The following is a 20,370-nucleotide window of genomic DNA, read 5'->3' on the forward strand; positions in this document are numbered from 1 at the left end:
CCGCCTCTTGGTGCCGATGCAGTGAAACGTGCTTGAGCAACGTGGCGTTTGTGGGGCGCTGCGTTGCGTCCCACTGCCGATCACCCCACCCCCAATCCGGTGGGCTTGGTCGTGTAGAAAGAAGCGAAAATCTGGTCGGTGTTTTCCGAGGCGAATCAACCTCGACAATTCGGTGCGCCCGGATCGACCTCGATACCTACCGCCACATCACCCATAGCTGTCGATCACGTGTTGGACGGTGATTGCGGCGTATCGGGATTGAGTTGCTGACGTCTGAATTGCCCTGGAGGCTGGCCATGTATCTGGCGAAAGCGTCGGGAGAAATAAGCCTCGTCAGCGAAACCGCACAACCTCGCCACCTCCCCCACCGGTCGTGTGCCATTGAGCAGATAATTGCGTGCCGCGTGCATCCTGCGCTCGAGCACCAGCTCAGTGAAGGTCTTGCCGATTTCCTTGCGCAACCAGTGCGTCAGATACGTCGGTGACAGGTAAGTCGCAGCAGCCACCTTGATCAGGTTGAGATCGGGGTCGGCAATATTCTTGCGCAAGTATTCGGACATCCTGCTCAGCGCATCGCGTCGGCTGACTTCGGCGGCATTCTCTTCGGCCAACCGTTTCAGCGGCTCGGCATAGAGGGCACAGACGCTCCCCACCAATTGCAGCAGCAAGCCCTTGAGCATCTCGCGGGTGCCGAACTGACGGTTCTCATCCAGGACTCGCATCTGTTCGATCAAGGCACAGACTTTGCGAAAGTCCTCATCACCCAGAATGAAATCCAGATGTTCCTGGAAGCGGAATGGCGACAACTCGGGCGCCAACAGAATCGAGACCTCCTCCAGGTCCATCGGGTCGCACTGCAAGTGCGGCAGCAGAAAGGTCTGGGAAAAATTGATCACCATGAAATTGCTGTCGGCCGGATGCGGAATCACGTGCACGCGATGCGGCAGGATGAAGGCCAGCGTATTGCGCGGAAACGGACGTTCGACGTTGCCGATGTGCTGCACGGTATCGCCACCGAGGTTGACTTGGATCTGGAAATACTCATGGCGATGCGGGCTGGTTTCGGCGCGCCGTCCCTTTTTGTCGCGGATGTAAAAGTCCGTCAATTCGCTGCGTTGCTGCATGACGTAGGTGGGCACTCGATCGGGTGACGACATCGCCTGGGATTCCTCGACAGGTACATGGACAGGTTGTCGTCGCGCCGAGATGCAAGCGGCGACTGCGGTGATTGTGAAGGCAGACACCGCTGGCTTCAACACGTCATAGGATGACAACGAAATACAGAGAATTAATTGTATCCGTGTGTGATGTGTCGTCTGTCCAAAAAACTACGAGCACACATAAATATTTAATCATTCAAAAACAATTACTTATTAAACAAATAAAGCATAACCAAGGAAATGAACTGATTTGATTTTTCTTGGACACCTGCATTGATCGCCTTTTCCAGAAGAAAAAACGATCTAACGCCTCCGTTGATTTTGAGAGGTTGTACGACCACTGTGACAACCAATGCAGCCCGACCCTTCCAAAAACAATCAAAAGGTGCGCACGTGATGAACCTGTTTTTCCCCCTCGCTAACCCTCCCCCGATCGAGCCAGTCCGAAGGCGTATCTGAGCGCCTGACAGTAGCTGTCCGCGCCTCTCATTCAAGTAGCGATTGCTCTGCCCCGACACTGGGGGCATCGGCTTCGGCTGCGCGCGAACATCTCGATTCTTCTAACAATAAAAAGGTCTACTCATGTCGAACTCGCAAACCTCCCCGTCCACCGCACCGCCGGTGAGCGCCGGCGCCCGGGACGCCCTGTTGCCTCAGCGACTGCCGACGCGTCGGCGCTGGTTCATGCTGTCATTGCTGCTGATTGCGACCATCATCAACTACATCGACCGCGTAAACATCTCGATTGCCGCACCGTTCATGGCCAAGGATCTGGGCCTGGACAAGATCGAAATGGGCCTGATTTTTTCCGCGTTTGCCTGGACCTACGCACTCGCCTTGGTCCCCGCCGGGTTCATTGCCGATCGCTTCGGTTCCCGGTTCACTTACGGGGTGTCGCTGATCAGTTGGTCGACGGTCACCGTGTGCCAAGGCTTTGCCACCGGGTTCGCTTCGCTGTTCGGGCTGCGCCTGGCCGTCGGTGCCATGGAAGCTCCAGCGTTTCCGGCCAACAGCCGAGCGGTCACGGTGTGGTTCCCGGCCCGCGAACGGGGGCTGGCCAGCAGCATTTACGTGTGCGGCCAGTATTTGGGCACCGCGCTGTTTACCGGCGCGCTGTTATGGCTGGCCACTACCTACGACTGGCGCCATGTTTTCTACAGCACCGGGATACTCGGCATTGTGTTCGGTGTGATCTGGCTCTACTTGTACCGCGATCCGCTGAGCTGCAAGAACGTCAGCCCGGAAGAACTGAAGTACATCGAAGCCGGGGGTGGCCTGGTCAAGAGCAGTCAGGAGCGCACCAAATTCAACTGGCGGCAGATCGCCGAGTTGTTCAGCTATCGGCAGATCTGGGCGATTTGCATCGGCAAGTTCGCCAGCACCTCGGCGCTGTACTTCTTCCTGACCTGGTTCCCGACGTACCTGATCGAAGAGCGCAAGCTGACCATGATCAAGGCCGGGATCTTTGCGGTGCTGCCGTTCGTGGGCGCTACCGTCGGCATTCTGCTGGCCGGCATCGTCTCCGACTTGCTGATACGCCGTGGTTACTCAATGTCCTTCGCTCGCAAGTTGCCATTGGTAGTCGGATCGATGCTGGGTATGTCGATTGTGCTGGTGAATTTCACCGACTCGAACGTGATCTGCATTGCCGTGCTCACCATTGCCTTCTTCGCCCAGGGAATCGCTTCGTCGTCGTGGGCGGCCGTATCGGAAGTCGCGCCCAAGGAACTGATCGGCCTGACCGGCGGGGTCACCAGCCTGGCCGCCAACATTGGCGGGATCGTCACCCCGATCGTGATTGGCGGCATCGTCCACGCGACAGGCTCGTTTGCCTACGCCTTCTGGTTCATTGGTGGCGTGGCGCTGATCGGGACCTTGTCCTATTCGTTGCTGCTCGGTCGCTTGTATCGCATCGAACTCAAGGCGCGCTGAGCCAAGACACCGTTTTTCTCCAACACGAAGCGGCATTCGTCCAACTTCGCAAAAGATTGCCGCCTTACGCTGACGCTTCTAACAGGACGACTACAAAAATGACGATGACCGAGTATGTATTTACCCCGGATCTGCCCGTGACCTTACCGGTTGCCGGCAGCCAGCAGCGCTTTCCCGTTGGCCGGGTATTTTGCGTCGGCCGCAACTACCCTTGGCCAGACACCCAAGGCCAGTCCCGCCAGCCGCCAGTGTTCTTCATGAAACCGGCGAGCAACGTGGTGGATGCGGCGGGTGAAGTGACTTTCCCGCCGTTGACCGAAGAGTTTGTCCACGAAATCGAATTGGTCGTGGCCATCGGTGAAGGCGGCGCCAATATTCCGGAGAGTCAGGCGCAGGCCTATGTCTGGGGCTATGCCGTCGGTCTTGATCTGACCCGTCGTGATGTCCAGCGTGCGGCCAAAAGCAATGGTTTGCCGTGGGAAGGTGCCAAGGTGTTCGACGGCGCCGCGCCGATGACCGCCATCGTGCCGGTGACTCGCGCGGGACACCCGGACGGCGAGTTGTGGCTGAGCGTCAACGGCGAAGAGCGCCAACGCGACAGCCTGGACAGTCAGATCTGGTCAGTCAGTGAAATCATCAGCCGCATCTCGCAATCGGTAGCGCTCCGGGCCGGTGACTTGATCATGACCGGCAGCCCGGCAGGTGTCGATGTGCTGCAACCGGGCGACATCATTAACGCTGGGATCGACGGCGTCGGCCAACTGGAAATGCGCGTCGGTCAGCGACCTTGAACCCGGCATACGCTCTCGTGAATTGAAAAAAGGAGATAACAACATGTCCAGTCCTTTGAAAGTGGCCCTGGTCACCGGCGCCGGTAGCGGAATCGGCCGCGCCGTGGCGCTGGCTCTGATGGCCGACGGATTCACCCTGGTATTGGCCGGACGTCGGCCGGAGCCGTTGCAGGCCTTGGTCGAATTGGCGCTCAACGAAGGACACGAAGCGCTGGCGGTGCCCACTGATGTGCGCGACCCGGCCAGCGTCGACGCGCTGTTTGCCACCATCACCGAGGTATACGGACGCCTCGACGTGGTGTTCAACAACGCCGGGGTCAACGCCCCTGCAGTGCCGCTCGATGAGCTGACGTTCGAGCAGTGGCGAAACGTCATCGACACCAACCTCAACGGCGTTTTCCTCTGCGCCCGTGGTGCCTTCGCACTGATGCGCCGGCAACAGCCACAGGGCGGACGCATCATCAATAACGGCTCGATCTCGGCGCATACCCCACGCCCCTTCAGCAGCGCCTACACCGCCAGTAAACATGCGGTGCTGGGACTGACCAAATCCCTGGCCCTGGACGGGCGCGAATTCAACATCGCCTGCAGCCAGATTGACATTGGCAACGCCCTGACCGAAATGTCGGTGCGCATGACCAAAGGCGTGCGCCAGGCCAACGGCACCATCGCGGTGGAGCCGATGGTGGACGTCAAGCATGTGGCCGATGCTGTGCGCTACATCGCCGGCCTGCCGCTGGAGGCTAACGTCCTGAACATGACCGTCATGGCCAGTGCCATGCCGTTTGCCGGTCGCGGTTAAACCGGCCTTTTTATTCCGTTACGCGAGGTTTACATGAAGCCAGAAGTCTTGCAGCTCAGCCCGATCCTGATCCCTGAAATCAACGCGCGGCTCGATGAGCTGTTTACCGTCAGACGTTACTTCCAGCAGGCCGACAAACAGGCTTATTTGCAGGAACACGGCGCGAACGTTCGCGGGGTGATCACCGGCGGGCATACCGGGATCAGCCAGGCGCTGATGGCGCAGCTACCGAAACTGGAAGTGGTGGCGGTCAACGGCGTGGGTACCGATGCGGTGGATCTGGCTTACGCCAGAGATCGCGGGATCCGCGTGACCGCAACCATCGGAGCGCTGACCGAAGACGTCGCCGACCTGGCCATCGGATTGTTGATTGCCGTGTGCCGGGGTCTGTGCACCAGTGATCGTTATGTGCGTTCGGGGCAATGGCCCCATAGCCCGACACCGTTGGCCCCGTTGCCGTTGGCGCGTCAGGTGTCGGGCATGCGCATCGGAATCGTCGGCATGGGCCGGGTCGGCCGTGCAGTGGCGACCCGGGCCGCGGCGTTCGGTTGCCCGATCAGCTACACCGATCTGCAACCAATGAGCGATGTGAACCACACCTTCATCGCCGATCTGAAGCAACTCGCGGCTAACAGTGACGCATTGATTCTCGCCGCCGCTGCCGACAAGGCTGAAGCCATCATCAATGCCGATGTGCTGCAATCGCTGGGCAAGGACGGATATCTGATCAACGTGGCGCGGGGCAAGCTGGTCAACGAGGTCGATCTGGTGGCGGCCCTTGCCGCTGGTGAGATCGCGGGTGCGGCGCTGGATGTGTTTGTCGATGAACCGAACATTCCCGAGGCACTGTTTGGTAACGAGAGCGTGGTGCTGCAGCCCCATCGCGCGAGTGCGACGCTACAGACCCGCACGCGGATGGGCGAGATGGTGGTGGCGAGCCTGGTGGACAGTTTCGCCGGGAGAATACCGCAGGGCTGTGTGACTGACTGAGTGTTGGCCACCCTGGGAAGTAGCGATCCTTCGGAGGTGGCAAAGCCATTGCGCGTGAGGTCGACAAGGTAAATCACAGTTGGCGCTTGATACTTTGATCGTCAGATTTGGGTCCAGGCTGTGTGAAAACGCATGCGCCGTTTTGAAGTCCGCGTTACTACGTAAAATCTGCCAGCGGTTGGTTATCAGCAGGCCGGAAGCTTGCGTAGGAACGCGATTTTCTCTCTAGTCCTGACTGTCAAACTTGCTCTAAAACGTTTTCACACAGTATGGGTCGGTTATGACCCTTCGCGGCAGGCAGCAATCAGCCGATTCTGTTGAATAAGTAGCCCCCCTGTCTGGCCTACGGCAAAATCTCTGCATTGGCCGGAGGGGGATCACACTGCATGATGGGACAGTTATCGAATGGGCAGGAGCGACTGTTTTGCTCGTTCAACCTTGAAGATCACATCCCCGCCAATCACCTTCTGCGCAGCATTGATCAATGACTCGATCTGAGCGACCTGGGCCATTACCTCGTCGATTTCTATAGCTCGATTGGGCGTCCGTCGATTGATCCTGAACTGATGATCCGCATGCTGATCGTGGATTATTGCTACGGCATTCGCTCAGAGCGTCGGTTGTGCGAAGAGGCCCATTTGAACCTGGCGTATCGCTGGTTCTGCCGGTTGAGCCTTCAAGATGAAGTCTCCACCACTCGACGTTTTCCAAAAATCGACACGGCTGTTTTCGGGACAGTGATCTGTTTCGATGGTTGTTCAATGACACTCGCCTGGTCAAGGGCGAAGGAATTGCTGTGGACGCCAGAGCATCATCGAAACAGATGCGATCGGCAGCGCGGCATACCGAGCGATGAACAGGTCAATTGGAGCGATCCGTCGTTGCCCCACAGCCCGAAGCTCTGGCTGGACGCATCGACGTACTGCTTGTGCCCGAACTCTGGCCTTGGTATCAACTGAAGATTCCACCCAGAGCCAGTCGTTTTGTAGGGGGAAAAACGACCAAAAATAAAAAAGAGTCGCGAGATAAAATCTCGCAACCCTTTGAATTATATGGTCGGGACGGAGTGATTCGAACACTCGACCCCTAGCACCCCATGCTAGTGCGCTACCGGACTGCGCTACGCCCCGACTAGGCGTGAAACCTGTTCCTCATCTCGAGGAACGCTCAAGAATATATCGCAAGCTTTTGAAAACTGGAAGTATTTAAAAGCAGGAATTTATTTCTTGAGTACCACCAGAACATCTTCGAGCTCGGCGATCATCTGGCGGATCATTTGCTTGTATTGGGTGGTGTCGTCTTTGGCTTCATCGCCGGACAAGCGCAGGCGCGCTCCGCCGATGGTGAACCCCTGATCGTAAAGAAGCGCGCGGATCTGCCGGATCATCAGCACGTCCTGGCGCTGATAATACCGGCGGTTTCCGCGGCGTTTGACAGGGTTGAGTTGAGGAAACTCCTGCTCCCAGTAGCGCAGCACGTGTGGTTTTACCGCACACAGCTCGCTGACTTCACCAATGGTGAAGTAGCGTTTGCCCGGGATGACGGGGAGCTCGTCGTTATGACTTGGTTCCAGCATAAGCCTCAACTCGGGCCTTCAACTTCTGCCCTGGACGAAAGGTGACCACACGGCGAGCCGTGATCGGGATTTCTTCCCCCGTTTTCGGATTGCGGCCAGGCCGCTGGCGTTTGTCCCGAAGGTCGAAATTGCCGAAACCGGACAATTTGACTTGTTCGTTGTCTTCGAGAGCGTGCCTGATTTCTTCAAAAAACAGTTCGACCAATTCCTTGGCCTCCCGTTTGTTCAGGCCCAGCTCTTCATACAGACGTTCCGCCATCTCAGCTTTCGTCAGAGCCCCCATACGTCACTTCCTTAACGTGGCGTTCAACCTTTGTTCGAGCGAGGTGAGGATGTTTTGCGTTGCGGTATTCACCTCATCGTCATTAAGAGTGCGCGATGGATGCTGCCAGGTCAAGCCGACTGCAAGGCTTTTTCTATCAGGATCAATGCCTTTACCCTGATACACGTCAAATAGCCTGAGGTCTGTCAGCCATTCGCCTGCATTTTCACGGATTACATCCAGTACAGCCGTGGCTGCAACGTCTTTGTGCGCAATCAGTGCAAGGTCACGACGCACTTCAGGAAAGCGCGATAACTCGTGGAATTTTGGCATTTTGCCCGACGCGACTTCCGCCAGAACCAACTCGAAGACGAAGACCGGACGGTCGAGACCGAGGGTTTTCGACAACTCAGGATGGATCGCGCCAATGAAGCCGACCAGGCGACCGTCACGCTCGATGCGCGCGGTTTGACCCGGGTGCAACGCTGGGTGCTTGCCCGGCACGAAAGTGAACGCATCCAGGGCACCGGCAAAACCAAGAACCGCTTCAACGTCGGCCTTGACGTCGAAGAAGTCGACGGTATCGCGACCCTGCGCCCAGCCTTCCGGCAGGCGACTACCGCAAACAACACCCGCCAACATCGGCTCTTGCTTCAGACCTTCAAGCTGGCCAACGAAACGCAGGCCGCTTTCGAACAGACGCACGCGATCCTGCTGACGGTTCAGGTTGTGCTGAAGCGCCTTGACCAGACCTGGCCACAGCGACGAACGCATGGCGGCCATGTCATTGGAGATCGGATTGGCCAGCAGCAACGGCTCAACACCCGGATTAAACAGTTCGAACTGTTTCGGATCGATGAAGCTGTAGGTAATTGCTTCCTGATAACCACGAGCAACAAGCAGGCGGCGCAGTTCAGGCAAATCGCTACGGGCTTCTGCCTTGGCTTGCGGCGCGAGACGCGCTTGCGGATAACGAACAGGCAAACGGTTGTAGCCGTACAGGCGTGCCAGCTCTTCGATCAGGTCGACTTCCAGGCTGATATCGAAGCGATGGCTCGGTACATCCACACGCCACTGCCCTGCCCCGTCGGCAGTAATGGTCAGGCCCAAGGCATTGAGCAGACACTCCACTTCGGCCGAATCCATTTCCATACCCAGCATCTGGGTAATGCGCTGGGCACGCAGGGTGATCGGAGCAATTTTCGGCAGGTGTTGTTCGCTGACGGTCTCGATGATCGGACCCGCTTCACCGCCGGTGATTTCCAGCAGCAAGCCAGTCGCGCGCTCCATGGCTTCGCGGGCCAGTTGCCAGTCCACACCGCGCTCATAGCGATGGGATGCATCGGTGTGCAGGCCATAGGAACGGGCCTTGCCTGCTACGGCGATCTGGTCGAAGAAGGCGCTTTCCAGGAACACATCACGGGTGGTCGCGGAAACACCGCTGTGCTCGCCACCCATGACGCCGGCGATTGCCAGTGCGCGGGAGTGGTCGGCAATCACCAGCGTATCGCTACGCAGGCTGACTTCCTGACCGTCGAGCAGCACCAGCTTCTCACCCTCTTCGGCCATGCGCACACGGATGCCACCGTTGATTTCGGCGAGATCGAAGGCGTGCAGCGGCTGACCCAGCTCCAGCATCACGTAGTTGGTGATGTCGACGGCAGCATCGATGCTGCGCACATCTGCACGACGCAGGCGCTCAACCATCCACAGCGGCGTAGGCCTGGACAGGTCGACGTTACGAATCACACGACCGAGGTAGCGCGGGCATGCGGCAGGCGCCAGCACTTCTACCGAACGCACTTCATCGTGCGCGGCAGGAACCGAAGCCACCACCGGACGGACCACCGCAGCGGCGTACAGTGCACCAACTTCACGGGCCAGACCGGCCAGGGACAGGCAGTCACCACGGTTCGGGGTCAGATCGACCTCGATGCTGGCGTCTTCCAGGTCCAGATAAACGCGGAAATCCTTACCTACCGGCGCATCGACCGGCAGCTCCATCAGACCGTCATGACCTTCACCGACCTGCAGCTCGGATTGCGAGCACAGCATGCCGTTGGACTCAACGCCCCGCAGCTTGGCCTTCTTGATCTTGAAGTCGCCTGGCAGCTCGGCGCCGATCATGGCGAAAGGAATCTTCAGGCCCGGGCGCACGTTGGGCGCACCGCAAACAACCTGGAAGGTTTCCGAACCGTTGCTGACCTGGCACACGCGCAGTTTGTCGGCATCCGGGTGCGGCTCGGTGCTCAGCACCTCGCCAACCACCACGCCACTGAAAACACCGGCGGCCGGCGTAACGCTATCGACCTCAAGACCGGCCATCGACAGACGAGCAACCAGCTCGTCGCGACTTACCTGCGGGCTAACCCAGCCACGCAGCCATTGTTCACTGAATTTCATCCTGCTCTCCTAAGAATTCGTTACGACTAGCGAAATTGCGCGAGGAACCGCAAGTCGTTGTCGAAGAACAGACGCAAGTCGTTCACGCCGTAACGCAGCATGGCCAGACGCTCAACGCCCATACCGAAGGCAAAGCCCGAGAACTCTTCCGGGTCGATCCCGGACATGCGCAGCACGTTCGGGTGAACCATGCCGCAGCCCATCACTTCCAGCCAGCCGGTCTGCTTGCAGACGCGGCAGCCTTTACCGCTGCACATCACGCATTCCATGTCGACTTCAGCGGATGGCTCGGTGAACGGGAAGTACGAAGGACGGAAACGCACCGCCAGTTCCTTTTCGAAGAACACCCGCAGGAACTCTTCGATGGTGCCTTTGAGGTCGGCGAAATTGATGTCGCGATCGATCAGCAGGCCTTCGACCTGGTGGAACATCGGCGAGTGGGTGATATCGGAGTCGCTGCGGTATACACGGCCTGGGCAGACGATGCGGATCGGCGGCTGTTTCGACTCCATGGTGCGGACCTGTACCGGCGAGGTATGGGTGCGCAACAGCATGTTCGCATTGAAATAGAAGGTGTCATGCATCGACCGGGCCGGGTGGTGGCCTGGGATGTTGAGCGCTTCGAAGTTGTGATAATCGTCTTCGACCTCAGGGCCTTCGGCGATGCCGTAGCCAATACGGGTGAAGAACTGTTCGACGCGTTCCAGAGTACGGGTGACCGGATGTAGACCACCGGAGGTCTGACCACGGCCAGGCAGGGTCACGTCAATGGACTCGGCAGAGAGTTTGGCAGCCAGATCGGCTTCTTCAAACAATGCCTTGCGCGCATTAAGGACCTCTGTGACACGCTCCTTGGCAACGTTGATCAGCGCACCGACCTGCGGACGCTCTTCTGCCGGCAAATTCCCCAGGGTCTTCATCACCTGAGTCAATTCACCCTTCTTGCCAAGGTAGTGAACCCGGATTTGCTCCAGGGCATTGATATCTTCAGCGCTTTGCACAGCCTCTAGTGCTTGAGAGACGAGCGCATCCAGGTTTTCCATGTACAGACTCCAGATACAAAATAGGGGAAGAGCTTGAAGGCTCTTCCCCTATTTATGACGTTTAACACCTGGCCCCACAGATGCGAGGCCGGGTGACTGTCGGGGGTACTTAAGCCAAGGTGGCTTTAGCTTTCTCGACAATCGCAGCAAACGCCGCTTTTTCGTTCACTGCCAGATCAGCCAGAACCTTACGGTCGATCTCGATGGACGCTTTTTTCAGGCCGGCGATGAAACGGCTGTAGGACAGACCGTTGATACGAGCACCAGCGTTGATACGAGCGATCCACAGAGCGCGGAACTGACGTTTTTTCTGACGACGGTCACGGTAGGCGTATTGGCCTGCCTTGATTACCGCTTGCTTGGCAACACGGAATACGCGGGAGCGTGCGCCGTAGTAGCCTTTAGCAAGTTTCAGAATTTTTTTGTGACGCTTACGGGCAATGACGCCACGCTTTACACGAGCCATGAGTTACTTCCTCTATTCTTGACTAAAATTAACGAAGGCGCAGCATGCGCTCGACTTTTGCCACGTCAGACGGATGCAGCAAGCTGCTACCGCGCAGTTGACGCTTACGCTTGGTCGACATTTTGGTCAGGATGTGGCTCTTGAAAGCGTGCTTGTGCTTGATACCGTTAGCAGTTTTCAGAAACCGCTTAGCAGCACCACTTTTGGTCTTCATTTTTGGCATGTTCGGATACTCCGCATTCAGTTGATAAACATAATCAGAAGGCCTGCCGTGCCCTGTTGATTACTTCTTCTTTTTCGGGGCGATGACCATGATCAGCTGGCGTCCTTCCATCTTAGGATGCTGTTCGACCGAACCGTACTCGAGCAAGTCACCTTCAACTCGCTTGAGGAGTTCCATCCCCAGCTCCTGGTGGGCCATCTCACGGCCGCGGAATCGCAAGGATACCTTGGCCCTGTCCCCATCACTCAGGAAACGTACCAGGTTGCGCAGTTTTACCTGGTAATCCCCTTCCTCCGTCCCTGGACGAAACTTGATTTCTTTAACCTGAATCTGCTTCTGGTTTTTCTTGGCCGCAGCAACCTGCTTCTTCTTTTCGAAGATCGACTTGCCGTAGTCCATCAGTTTGCAAACAGGGGGTACTGCATCGGCGGAAATCTCCACCAGATCCAGCTTGGCCTCTTCAGCCTTAAGAAGCGCGTCTTCAATTGACACAATCCCAAGCTGTTCACCTTCAGCCCCAATTAACCGAACCTCGCGTGCCGAGATATTCTCGTTGATCGGGGCTTTCGGTGCAGCTCGTTTATCTTGTCTCATTTCACGCTTAATAATAATTACTCCGAATCTGGGCGACCACGCCGGGAAACCGCTTGCGCGAGAAACTCAGCGAACTGGGCGACGGGCATCGAGCCCAGGTCAGCACCTTCACGAGTACGCACAGCGACAGTCTGCATCTCGACTTCCCGATCTCCGATAACCAAGAGATAAGGAACCTTGAGCAAAGTATGCTCGCGGATTTTAAAGCCGATCTTTTCATTTCTCAAGTCAGACTTGGCACGAAATCCGCTTTCGCTGAGGGTTTTTTCAACTTCAGCGGCAAAATCGGCCTGTTTATCAGTGATATTCATCACCACTGCCTGGGTCGGCGCCAGCCACGCAGGGAATGCACCCTCGTAGTGCTCGATCAGAATTCCGACGAAACGTTCGAAGGACCCCAGGATCGCCCGGTGCAACATGACCGGGTGCTTGCGGCTGTTGTCTTCGGAGACGTATTCGGCTCCCAGACGGACAGGCAGGTTAAAATCGAGCTGCAGGGTACCACACTGCCAGACGCGACCAAGGCAATCTTTCAGCGAGAACTCGATCTTCGGACCGTAGAACGCACCCTCGCCCGGCTGCAGATCGTACGGCAGGCCCGCGCTATCAAGGGCTGCGGCCAGTGCAGCTTCGGCGCGATCCCAAAGTTCGTCGGAACCTACGCGTTTTTCCGGACGAGTGGACAGCTTCATCTCGACATCTTTAAAGCCGAAATCGGCGTAGACGTCCATGGTCAGCTTGATAAACGCGGCGGACTCGGCCTGCATCTGCTCTTCGGTGCAGAAGATGTGGGCGTCGTCCTGGGTGAATGCGCGCACACGCATGATGCCGTGCAAGGCACCCGATGGCTCGTTACGGTGGCATGCACCAAACTCAGCCAGGCGCATCGGCAACTCGCGGTAGCTTTTCAGGCCCTGGTTGAACACCTGCACGTGGCAAGGGCAGTTCATTGGCTTGATCGCGTAGTCGCGGTTTTCCGACTGGGTGGTGAACATGTTGTCGGCGTAGTTGGCCCAGTGCCCGGATTTCTCCCACAGGCTGCGGTCAACGACTTGCGGCGTCTTGATTTCCAGGTAGCCGTTGTCGCGCTGAACCTTGCGCATGTACTGCTCGAGCACCTGGTACAAAGTCCAGCCGTTCGGGTGCCAGAACACCATGCCCGGCGACTCTTCCTGGGTGTGGAACAGGCCCAGGCGCTTGCCGATCTTGCGGTGGTCGCGCTTTTCGGCTTCTTCAATGCGCTGGATGTAAGCCGCCAGTTGCTTCTTGTCCGCCCATGCGGTGCCGTAGACGCGCTGCAATTGCTCGTTCTTGGCATCGCCACGCCAGTAGGCGCCGGACAGCTTGGTCAGCTTGAAGGATTTCAGGAAGCGGGTGTTCGGCACGTGCGGACCGCGGCACATGTCGACGTATTCTTCGTGATAATACAGGCCCATGGCCTGCTCGTTCGGCATGTCTTCGACCAGGCGCAACTTGTAGTCTTCGCCACGGGCCTTGAACACTTCGATCACTTCGGCGCGCGGAGTGACTTTCTTGATCACGTCGTAATCTTTCTCGATCAGCTGCTGCATGCGCTGTTCGATGGCGGCCAGGTCGTCCGGGGTGAAAGGACGCTCGAAGGCGATGTCGTAATAAAAACCTTCGTCGATGACCGGACCGATGACCATCTTGGCGGTCGGGTACAACTGCTTGACCGCATGGCCAACCAGGTGGGCGCAAGAGTGGCGAATGATCTCCAGCCCCTCTTCATCCTTTGGCGTGATGATTTGCAGCGACGCGTCGCTGTCGATGATGTCGCTGGCGTCGACCAGCCTGCCATCGACCTTGCCGGCGACGGTGGCCTTGGCCAGGCCAGCACCGATGGATGCGGCGACCTCGGCTACGGAAACCGGGTGATCGAATGAACGTTGACTACCGTCGGGAAGAGTAATAGTTGGCATGGCGCCTCCTCTCCTAGTGGTGACCCCTACCAAAGGTCACGTGGGTTGGGATGAGCCAGTACAAGATCCGGTCCAGGCCATTCAATGACGAACGCCTGCCTTACAGCGGCAGGAGCCTTGCGGCCAACCGGAAAACCGAACCAGAGTGACTGGGATTCAAATCAGGGTTAATCGCGCATCTGCCGCTACCGGGACTGAAGGTCCGTCGGAGCCTGCAAACGCCCGAGCGGGGCATGCTAGCACAGATGAACGGTTGTCGACTTGCACGCATTCAGGCCGTGAAGATTTCCTCACTTTTCAGGCGCAGAGTGAACTTGAGATATACGAGCTGCCTCAAATTGACTGAGAATCGCCACAGATATCGACCCCAAGGAGTTCCTGTCATGCGCCTTATCCGTCTTTTTGCCCTTGCCGCCCCGCTTGCCCTGCTGCTGCCACTGAGCGCCCATGCTGCCTGGCCAGCAGGTTTGAAAGCCAAATACATGACAGATTGCTCAGCGGCTGCCAGCAAAAGCATCAACCCGTCCGAAGCACAGAAGCACTGCGCGTGCGGCGCCGACGTCCTGGAGAAGAAATTCACCACGCAAGAGATCGCGCAACTGATGGACCCGAAAACACCGCCATCAAACGAATTGGCGCAGCGCGCACTAACCGAAATCTCGGTGTGCAAAGCCAAGAAATAACGCATTCAAGTAGAGATTTTGAAGGTTCGAAGGCCAAAATCAGCCGAAAAACTGCTGATTCACATAATTTATGCAGCTTTTATGGCTTTTTTTAATCGCTCTTTTTTAGGCGAAAAGCCGCTTAAACCGGGGCCTTCAGCCATTTGGCGCAACGAAAAGTGTGCGATAGAAGAGCAAACAGCTCGCCCGGGGGGCTCCCAAAGCGAACATTTCGACTATGATACTCGGGTGTGCCCAGTTGGCCTGAGCAGCACAGTACTACTGAAAATATATGTTTCTTGGAGATACACCATGTCTAATCGCCAAACCGGCACCGTTAAATGGTTCAACGATGAAAAAGGCTTCGGCTTCATCACTCCTCAAGGTGGCGGTGACGACCTGTTCGTACACTTCAAAGCTATCGAAAGCGACGGTTTCAAAAGCCTGAAAGAAGGCCAGACTGTTTCCTTCGTGGCTGAGAAAGGCCAAAAGGGTATGCAAGCTGCTCAAGTTCGCCCAGAGTAATTTCCAGGCGCACTAAAAAAACCCCGTCCATGTGACGGGGTTTTTTATGGCTGAAACAAAAGCCGGGCGATCAGCCGCAGTTGACGCGGGTCACTACCCGGCTGGCATCGGTGTTCAGGTTCAGGCGATCGGAACGGTACTCCAGCGTCACCATATCGGTTGGCAGCAGGAACCGTGCACTTTGCGCCCCTGCGCGGGTACGCGCCTGCTCAAGCAGCTGCGGCGATGCCTGTTTACCGATGGTGAACTCGGCAGCCTTTGCCTCACAGCGACTGTGACCCGTGTCAGTCGTCGCAACATCCGTTGTTGCCGGCTCCGTAGAGGTAGTGCTGCAACCGGCCAGCATGGCAACGGCCAACAAAGTACCCAATGACGCGAGCTTCCAAGGCATGAAGCCTCCTTATTCAATGATTAAGCTGAGATCGTGCGACAACCAGACTGGCGTTTGGTTTCACAGGGAGCACTAGGGGGCGTTCTCAATTAGTTTCCCTACCGCGCCGGGTCTGCTGTTGTGCAGGGCAAGGCGTGAGAAGCGCAGTTTGGTCATTCCAAATCAGCTTCGAGCAACACAGCCCTGCACAACAGCAGGCCCGGCCCTTCGGGTTGTGCCTTAAAGCTGGCCATGCTGCGTTGCAGGCCTTGGAAAGGGAACAACCATTCCCAGCGGCCTACGCCTTGCCTGGCCAGCTTTAAGGCGACAACGCGGTGGGGAAACTAATTGAGAACGCCCCCTAGCACCCTGCCCATGATCCGGACGAGCCGCGATTCTGCCTGAGCGCCGCCCTCCCCTTAATCATTGAATCGTGACTGAATATGAAAAACGTTCAATAGATGTCGATATAGTCGAAAGGCGGATTGGGCCAGTTCTCTTTCAAGGCATTGAAGATTTGCATGACCCAGACTTCATCGCTGGCCGCGACCCGCCCGACGTAGCCTGAGCCCTTGGCCCAGGTTTCAAGACGAAACAACAACCCGTCGATATCGGTGCCGCCCACGACACCCGAGGAGATGTAGGCAATGCCTCCTTTGGTGACCCGCAACTGGGTGTGCTCATCGTCGCTGGCGCCGGCCAGCAACTGACGCACCGCCTCAAGGGTCAGGCCATCCGGGGAGTTCAAATCGATCTGCACAGCGCGCTCCTTGAATATTCGTCAGAGGCCAAGTGTCGCACAGCCCTCCTTTCATGCCTAAGTCGACGTGTCAAAAGCCCCGCAAAATGGTTAACTCGGCACTCAGACTTCCCCGACCTCACGAGCGCCATCATGACCACCGTAAGCATCGACGCTGACATCAAGGCCAAGTGGCAAGACGGCCACAGCTCCTACAGCCCAAGCAGCACGGAAGAGCTCGCCATTATCGGTATCGACCTGCTGGTCAGGGACCTTGGAACCGAAGCCGCCCAATCGTTCATCGAGCAGATCTTCGAGAAACATCTTTCGGACCAAAAGACCTAAGCGGTTAGCGCGAAGGAGTGAAACCACCTGCGGGAGATGATGCTTATTTCAGGCGGGCCAGGCGCTCGGTCAGCAGATCGAAGAAGCCCTGGGCATCACCGCTTTCAACCCAAAAGGCGTTCTTTGGCGCTTTCAAGCCGTCATACCAGTCGACGATGGTTTGTCCAAAGGTCGGTCCTTCGCGGCTGTCGACCACCACGTTGACCGAGCGACCGCTGAACAACTGCGGCTTGAGCAGGTAAGCGACAACCGTGGCGTCATGCACCGGGCCGCCCGCAATGCCGTAGTGTTCCATGTCGCCTTTGATGTATTCATTGAGAATGTCGCCCACCAGACGGCTGGCGTTGTTGTTCAACGCGGCAATCTGGTTCAGGCGCGCTTCGCTGGTAAGGATCTTGTGGGTCACATCCAGCGGCAGGTAGGTCAGCTTCACGCCACTGTTGAGCACCACTTCGGCCGCTTGCGGGTCGGCGAACAGGTTGAACTCGGCCACCGGTGTGATGTTGCCGCCGTTGAAGTGCGCGCCGCCCATGACCACCACTTCCTTGATGCCCTGAACGATACCCGGCTCCTGGATCAGCGCCATGGCCAGGTTGGTCTGTGGGCCTAGCATGGCGATGGTAATGCTGTGAGGCCTGGCCGATTTCAGGGTATCAATCAGGTAGGTGATGGCGCTGCCCTTGGCCAGGCCTTGCCTGGGCTCATGCACGGCAATGCCCGACAACCCTTCCTTGCCATGAATGTCCTCGGCGTAGATGGGTGTGCGCATCAGGGGCTTGGGCGCCCCCGCATAGACCGGAACCTCTTCGCGCCCCGCCCACTCCCGGGCCAGTCGCGCATTGCGCGAGGTCTTGTCCAGGCGAACGTTGCCCGCAACGGTGGTCAATGCGCGGACATTCAGCTCGTCCGGCGATGCCAGGGCGAACAACAGGGCAACGACGTCGTCAGCCCCCGGATCGGTGTCGATGATCAAGTCGATCTTTGGTGCCGCCTGGGCGTTGGTTGCGATAATCAGGGACAAAAGCAGCAGGCTCCGGAGCAGTGGGTGCAGTTTCTGAGCATAGCGATACGGGGCGCACTCCTTGTGCCGGGGACATCAAAACGCGGACAGCCAGTCAAAACGTAACGCCGGCGACCAGCACAATGTTGCAGTACGGCTGGCACTCGCCTGTACGAACTATCGCCCTCGCTTGTCGGCTCAGGACCTTGAATTGTTCATGGGTGAGCACCTCACGCCGACCCAACGCGCCGTCACCGTTCAGCTCTTCCAGCGCGACCAGGGCCGACGGCTTTTTATCGAAGATTTCCTGAGCCAGAACATGGCTTTCGACCTGCATCTCGCTGAGCACCACCTTCAAGGTGCTGACAAAATCCGGAATGCCATGGGTCAAGGCCAGGTCGATCAATTCAACGCCCGGTGGAACCGGCAGCCCCGCATCCCCGATGACGACCCTGTCGCCATGCCCCAATGAAGCGATCAGCCGTGACAGCGCAATGTTGAGCAGGGGTGTCTTTTTCATGGGATTTTAAACGCCTGTACATCGCTCAAGGCGGGAATCGACGGTTGCGCGCCGGCACGGGTGACCGACAGCGCCGCGGCCACCTGTCCGAAGCGGATCGCCTGCGCCTCATCGTTACCCGCGGCCAAGGCCGCCGCGAAGCCGCCGACGAACGTATCGCCGGCCGCCGTGGTATCGACAGCCTTTACCGCGGGCGCGGGGAAATGTTCGAAGCGTAGGCCATCGGCAAACAGCGAACCTTGCGCACCGAGGGTGATGATCACCTTGCCGGCGCCCAGGGCAATCAGGCGGGTCGCCGCGGCTTGCGCGGTTTCCAGGGAGTCTACCGACAGACCGCTCAGGGCCGACGCTTCGCTTTCGTTGGGAATCAGGTAATCGATAGACGCGTACCAGTCCGCTGGCAGCGGACGGCTGGCCGGTGCCGGGTTGAGGATGACCGTCTTGCCCAGCTCGCGGCCGCGCTTGAGCGCATGACCAACAGAAGCATCGGGCACTTCCAGCTGACAGATGAGCACGTCCGCCGCGCGTATCACCGAATCAAAACGGTCAATGGCTTCAGCGGTCAATGCACCGTTGGCACCGGGGACGATCACGATGCTGTTCTGACTGCTGTCATCGACCACAATCAACGCCACGCCGCTGGAACCCTCAACGGTACTGACCGCCTGACAATCGATCTGCTCGGCCAACAGCGCCCCGCGCAACGCCTCACCATAAGCGTCACTGCCCACGCACCCGATCATCGACACCTGGGCTCCCAGCCGCGCCGCAGCCACGGCCTGATTGGCGCCCTTGCCGCCGGAGACGGTGGTAAACGACTGACCAATCAGCGTTTCACCGCCCTTGGGCAAGCGTGGTGCCCGGGTCACCAGGTCCATGTTCAAACTGCCTATTACCACTACTTTTGCTGGCATACATTGCTACTCATCGATTCTGTTTCGGCGGCGCTGTTGATTCAGCGGCTTTCTGTTTTCAACGGCTCTCTGTTTTCAACGGCTTTCTGTTTTCAACGGAACTGGGCAAACACGCCGGCCAGCGGCGCCGTCGATTCGCGCATGACGATACTCGGCGTCACGATCCGCTGATCGGTCACCAGGCCCGGCGTGGCGATTCGCCGTAAAAGCACTTCGGCGGCCATTTCGCCGAGCTGCAGGATCGATTGCCCGACCGTGGTCAACGACGGGTAGACATACCGACTCATCTGGATATCGTCGAAGCCGATCACCGACAACTCGCTCGGTACGCGAATATTGCGCTCGGCGGCGGCCCGTAGCACGCCGATGCCGATCATGTCGTTGGCCGCAAAAATGGCGCTGGGCGGATTGCTTTCCAGCAAAATCGCGGCGGCGCTGTAACCGCCGTTGCTGGTGAAATCGCTTTCCAGCATGCGCCCGGGGGAGACTTCGACGCCCGCCTCCTCCAAGGCCCGGCGATAACCCGCCAGACGCATCTGCGCCACACTGGTGTTTTCCGGCCCGCTGATCGTGGCGATATCCCGGTGCCCCAACTCCAACAGGTGCCGGGTCGCCAGATACGCGCCGTACTCATGGTCGATGCGCACCAGGTCCGCATCGACACCGTCCAGTCCGCGGTCGACGATCACCATGGGTGTGCGGACGCCTTTCAGACCTTGTACCAGGCCACTGTCGCCGCCAGCCGAGGCGACAATCAGGCCGTCGATGCGTTTTTCCAGCAGCACCCGCAGGTAACTGCGCTGCTTGTCCGGATTGTCGTCGGAGTTGCACAGGATGACGCAGTAACCGTTTCGCTCGCAGTAGTCCTCAATACCCCGGGCCAGTTCGGCGAAATACGGGTTGAGGCTGTTGGGCACCAACAGGCCGATGGTCGCCGTGGTCTTGGCCTTGAGCGAACGGGCCACGGCGCTGGGGACGTAGTCGAGGGTCTGGATTGCCGCCTCGACCTTGATCCGGACTTCTTCACTGACCGGGCGGGTCTTGTTCACCACATGGGACACCGTGGTGTAGGAAATGCCGGCAAGGGCTGCCACATCTTTGATAGTCGCCATG

Annotated in this window: 22 protein-coding genes, 1 tRNA gene and 1 pseudogene; 8 read left to right on the top strand and 16 right to left on the bottom strand. The window is 58.0% G+C overall.

Translation table 11 applies throughout. The features are described 5' to 3' along the window. Positions 1-224: 224 nt before the first annotated feature. Entirely contained in the window at positions 225-1,157 is a 933-nt protein-coding gene (locus KGA85_RS04075; protein WP_046048641.1) for a helix-turn-helix transcriptional regulator, read from the bottom strand. A gap of 585 nt (positions 1,158-1,742) precedes the next feature. On the opposite strand from KGA85_RS04075, the gene KGA85_RS04080 reads away from it, so the two are divergent. The 5 genes and pseudogenes from KGA85_RS04080 to KGA85_RS04100 all read left to right on the top strand — a co-directional run. Further along, entirely contained in the window at positions 1,743-3,092 is a 1,350-nt protein-coding gene (locus KGA85_RS04080) for an MFS transporter (protein WP_223459292.1), read from the top strand. Between the two features lie 98 nt (positions 3,093-3,190). Beyond that, positions 3,191-3,883 carry a fumarylacetoacetate hydrolase family protein gene (locus KGA85_RS04085; protein WP_223459294.1) on the top strand — a complete coding sequence of 231 codons (693 nt, stop codon included), beginning with the start codon at positions 3,191-3,193 and terminating at the stop codon, positions 3,881-3,883. A gap of 43 nt (positions 3,884-3,926) precedes the next feature. Beyond that, positions 3,927-4,685, top strand: a complete 759-nt coding sequence (locus KGA85_RS04090) for an SDR family oxidoreductase (RefSeq protein ID WP_223459296.1) — start codon at positions 3,927-3,929, stop codon at positions 4,683-4,685. Between the two features lie 33 nt (positions 4,686-4,718). Beyond that, positions 4,719-5,675 (top strand): 2-hydroxyacid dehydrogenase, encoded by a 957-nt coding sequence (locus KGA85_RS04095; RefSeq protein ID WP_223542926.1) that lies wholly within the window; start codon positions 4,719-4,721, stop codon positions 5,673-5,675. 386 nt (positions 5,676-6,061) lie between these two features. Then, positions 6,062-6,553: pseudogene (locus KGA85_RS04100) on the top strand (transposase); the annotation flags it as partial. A gap of 175 nt (positions 6,554-6,728) precedes the next feature. On the opposite strand, the gene KGA85_RS04105 reads toward KGA85_RS04100, so the two are convergent. The 9 genes from KGA85_RS04105 to thrS form a co-directional block, all read right to left on the bottom strand. Beyond that, positions 6,729-6,805, bottom strand: a tRNA-Pro gene (locus KGA85_RS04105). A gap of 89 nt (positions 6,806-6,894) precedes the next feature. After that, positions 6,895-7,251: a MerR family transcriptional regulator gene (locus KGA85_RS04110; protein ID WP_003179985.1), complete on the bottom strand. Its 357-nt coding sequence runs from the start codon at positions 7,249-7,251 to the stop codon at positions 6,895-6,897. Beyond that, entirely contained in the window at positions 7,232-7,534 is a 303-nt protein-coding gene (ihfA, locus tag KGA85_RS04115) for an integration host factor subunit alpha (RefSeq protein WP_002553164.1), read from the bottom strand. The genes KGA85_RS04110 and ihfA overlap by 20 nt, the downstream gene beginning before the upstream one ends. Before the next feature lie 3 nt (positions 7,535-7,537). Continuing rightward, positions 7,538-9,916, bottom strand: coding sequence for a phenylalanine--tRNA ligase subunit beta (pheT, locus tag KGA85_RS04120; protein WP_223532643.1), 2,379 nt, complete (start codon positions 9,914-9,916; stop codon positions 7,538-7,540). 26 nt (positions 9,917-9,942) lie between these two features. Next, positions 9,943-10,959: a phenylalanine--tRNA ligase subunit alpha gene (gene pheS / locus KGA85_RS04125; protein ID WP_007975711.1), complete on the bottom strand. Its 1,017-nt coding sequence runs from the start codon at positions 10,957-10,959 to the stop codon at positions 9,943-9,945. A 109-nt stretch (positions 10,960-11,068) separates the two neighbouring features. Continuing rightward, positions 11,069-11,425 carry a 50S ribosomal protein L20 gene (rplT, locus tag KGA85_RS04130; protein WP_007905879.1) on the bottom strand — a complete coding sequence of 119 codons (357 nt, stop codon included), beginning with the start codon at positions 11,423-11,425 and terminating at the stop codon, positions 11,069-11,071. Positions 11,426-11,453: 28 nt separating this feature from the next. After that, positions 11,454-11,648 carry a 50S ribosomal protein L35 gene (gene rpmI / locus KGA85_RS04135; protein ID WP_002553160.1) on the bottom strand — a complete coding sequence of 65 codons (195 nt, stop codon included), beginning with the start codon at positions 11,646-11,648 and terminating at the stop codon, positions 11,454-11,456. 60 nt (positions 11,649-11,708) lie between these two features. Next, positions 11,709-12,260, bottom strand: a complete 552-nt coding sequence (infC, locus tag KGA85_RS04140; protein ID WP_172668659.1) for a translation initiation factor IF-3 — start codon at positions 12,258-12,260, stop codon at positions 11,709-11,711. Beyond that, positions 12,260-14,182, bottom strand: a complete 1,923-nt coding sequence (gene thrS / locus KGA85_RS04145; protein WP_223542927.1) for a threonine--tRNA ligase — start codon at positions 14,180-14,182, stop codon at positions 12,260-12,262. Before thrS ends, infC begins: the two co-directional genes overlap by 1 nt. Before the next feature lie 383 nt (positions 14,183-14,565). On the opposite strand from thrS, the gene KGA85_RS04150 reads away from it, so the two are divergent. Beyond that, positions 14,566-14,865, top strand: a complete 300-nt coding sequence (locus KGA85_RS04150) for a hypothetical protein (RefSeq protein ID WP_223454356.1) — start codon at positions 14,566-14,568, stop codon at positions 14,863-14,865. Positions 14,866-15,156: 291 nt separating this feature from the next. Continuing rightward, positions 15,157-15,369, top strand: a complete 213-nt coding sequence (locus tag KGA85_RS04155) for a cold-shock protein (RefSeq protein WP_003179963.1) — start codon at positions 15,157-15,159, stop codon at positions 15,367-15,369. Between the two features lie 70 nt (positions 15,370-15,439). Here the strand turns inward: KGA85_RS04155 and KGA85_RS04160 are convergent, their stop codons facing one another. Continuing rightward, complete coding sequence (locus KGA85_RS04160; protein WP_223454354.1) at positions 15,440-15,760, bottom strand: I78 family peptidase inhibitor; 321 nt, start codon at positions 15,758-15,760, stop codon at positions 15,440-15,442. Between the two features lie 433 nt (positions 15,761-16,193). Beyond that, a complete protein-coding gene (locus tag KGA85_RS04165; protein WP_150727144.1) occupies positions 16,194-16,499 on the bottom strand; it encodes a hypothetical protein in 306 nt (101 codons plus the stop codon). A 132-nt stretch (positions 16,500-16,631) separates the two neighbouring features. On the opposite strand from KGA85_RS04165, the gene KGA85_RS04170 reads away from it, so the two are divergent. After that, positions 16,632-16,823 (top strand): hypothetical protein, encoded by a 192-nt coding sequence (locus KGA85_RS04170; RefSeq protein ID WP_046041585.1) that lies wholly within the window; start codon positions 16,632-16,634, stop codon positions 16,821-16,823. Between the two features lie 43 nt (positions 16,824-16,866). Here the strand turns inward: KGA85_RS04170 and KGA85_RS04175 are convergent, their stop codons facing one another. From KGA85_RS04175 to KGA85_RS04190, 4 genes are all read right to left on the bottom strand, one after another. Beyond that, a complete protein-coding gene (locus KGA85_RS04175) occupies positions 16,867-17,874 on the bottom strand; it encodes a nucleoside hydrolase (protein WP_411741741.1) in 1,008 nt (335 codons plus the stop codon). A 64-nt stretch (positions 17,875-17,938) separates the two neighbouring features. Beyond that, positions 17,939-18,343, bottom strand: coding sequence for a D-ribose pyranase (gene rbsD / locus KGA85_RS04180; RefSeq protein ID WP_223454350.1), 405 nt, complete (start codon positions 18,341-18,343; stop codon positions 17,939-17,941). Beyond that, entirely contained in the window at positions 18,340-19,257 is a 918-nt protein-coding gene (gene rbsK, locus KGA85_RS04185) for a ribokinase (protein ID WP_223542929.1), read from the bottom strand. The genes rbsD and rbsK overlap by 4 nt, the downstream gene beginning before the upstream one ends. A gap of 92 nt (positions 19,258-19,349) precedes the next feature. Beyond that, a complete protein-coding gene (locus KGA85_RS04190) occupies positions 19,350-20,369 on the bottom strand; it encodes a LacI family DNA-binding transcriptional regulator (protein ID WP_223542930.1) in 1,020 nt (339 codons plus the stop codon). Between the last annotated feature and the right edge of the window lies 1 nt (position 20,370).

The sequence above is a fragment of the Pseudomonas sp. GL-B-12 genome, assembly GCF_019955895.1.
Taxonomy (GTDB): Bacteria; Pseudomonadota; Gammaproteobacteria; order Pseudomonadales; family Pseudomonadaceae; genus Aquipseudomonas.

What these genes read in the sequence shown, in the direction of transcription:
- KGA85_RS04075 (WP_046048641.1), bottom strand. Translation starts at nt 1,157, where the DNA reads ATGTCGTCACCCGATCGAGTGCCCACCTACGTCATGCAGCAACGCAGC.
- KGA85_RS04080 (WP_223459292.1), top strand. Translation starts at nt 1,743, where the DNA reads ATGTCGAACTCGCAAACCTCCCCGTCCACCGCACCGCCGGTGAGCGCC.
- KGA85_RS04085 (WP_223459294.1), top strand. Translation starts at nt 3,191, where the DNA reads ATGACGATGACCGAGTATGTATTTACCCCGGATCTGCCCGTGACCTTA.
- KGA85_RS04090 (WP_223459296.1), top strand. Translation starts at nt 3,927, where the DNA reads ATGTCCAGTCCTTTGAAAGTGGCCCTGGTCACCGGCGCCGGTAGCGGA.
- KGA85_RS04095 (WP_223542926.1), top strand. Translation starts at nt 4,719, where the DNA reads ATGAAGCCAGAAGTCTTGCAGCTCAGCCCGATCCTGATCCCTGAAATC.
- KGA85_RS04110 (WP_003179985.1), bottom strand. Translation starts at nt 7,251, where the DNA reads ATGCTGGAACCAAGTCATAACGACGAGCTCCCCGTCATCCCGGGCAAA.
- ihfA (WP_002553164.1), bottom strand. Translation starts at nt 7,534, where the DNA reads ATGGGGGCTCTGACGAAAGCTGAGATGGCGGAACGTCTGTATGAAGAG.
- pheT (WP_223532643.1), bottom strand. Translation starts at nt 9,916, where the DNA reads ATGAAATTCAGTGAACAATGGCTGCGTGGCTGGGTTAGCCCGCAGGTA.
- pheS (WP_007975711.1), bottom strand. Translation starts at nt 10,959, where the DNA reads ATGGAAAACCTGGATGCGCTCGTCTCTCAAGCACTAGAGGCTGTGCAA.
- rplT (WP_007905879.1), bottom strand. Translation starts at nt 11,425, where the DNA reads ATGGCTCGTGTAAAGCGTGGCGTCATTGCCCGTAAGCGTCACAAAAAA.
- rpmI (WP_002553160.1), bottom strand. Translation starts at nt 11,648, where the DNA reads ATGCCAAAAATGAAGACCAAAAGTGGTGCTGCTAAGCGGTTTCTGAAA.
- thrS (WP_223542927.1), bottom strand. Translation starts at nt 14,182, where the DNA reads ATGCCAACTATTACTCTTCCCGACGGTAGTCAACGTTCATTCGATCAC.
- KGA85_RS04150 (WP_223454356.1), top strand. Translation starts at nt 14,566, where the DNA reads ATGCGCCTTATCCGTCTTTTTGCCCTTGCCGCCCCGCTTGCCCTGCTG.
- KGA85_RS04155 (WP_003179963.1), top strand. Translation starts at nt 15,157, where the DNA reads ATGTCTAATCGCCAAACCGGCACCGTTAAATGGTTCAACGATGAAAAA.
- KGA85_RS04160 (WP_223454354.1), bottom strand. Translation starts at nt 15,760, where the DNA reads ATGCCTTGGAAGCTCGCGTCATTGGGTACTTTGTTGGCCGTTGCCATG.
- KGA85_RS04170 (WP_046041585.1), top strand. Translation starts at nt 16,632, where the DNA reads ATGACCACCGTAAGCATCGACGCTGACATCAAGGCCAAGTGGCAAGAC.
- rbsD (WP_223454350.1), bottom strand. Translation starts at nt 18,343, where the DNA reads ATGAAAAAGACACCCCTGCTCAACATTGCGCTGTCACGGCTGATCGCT.
- rbsK (WP_223542929.1), bottom strand. Translation starts at nt 19,257, where the DNA reads ATGCCAGCAAAAGTAGTGGTAATAGGCAGTTTGAACATGGACCTGGTG.
- KGA85_RS04190 (WP_223542930.1), bottom strand. Translation starts at nt 20,369, where the DNA reads ATGGCGACTATCAAAGATGTGGCAGCCCTTGCCGGCATTTCCTACACC.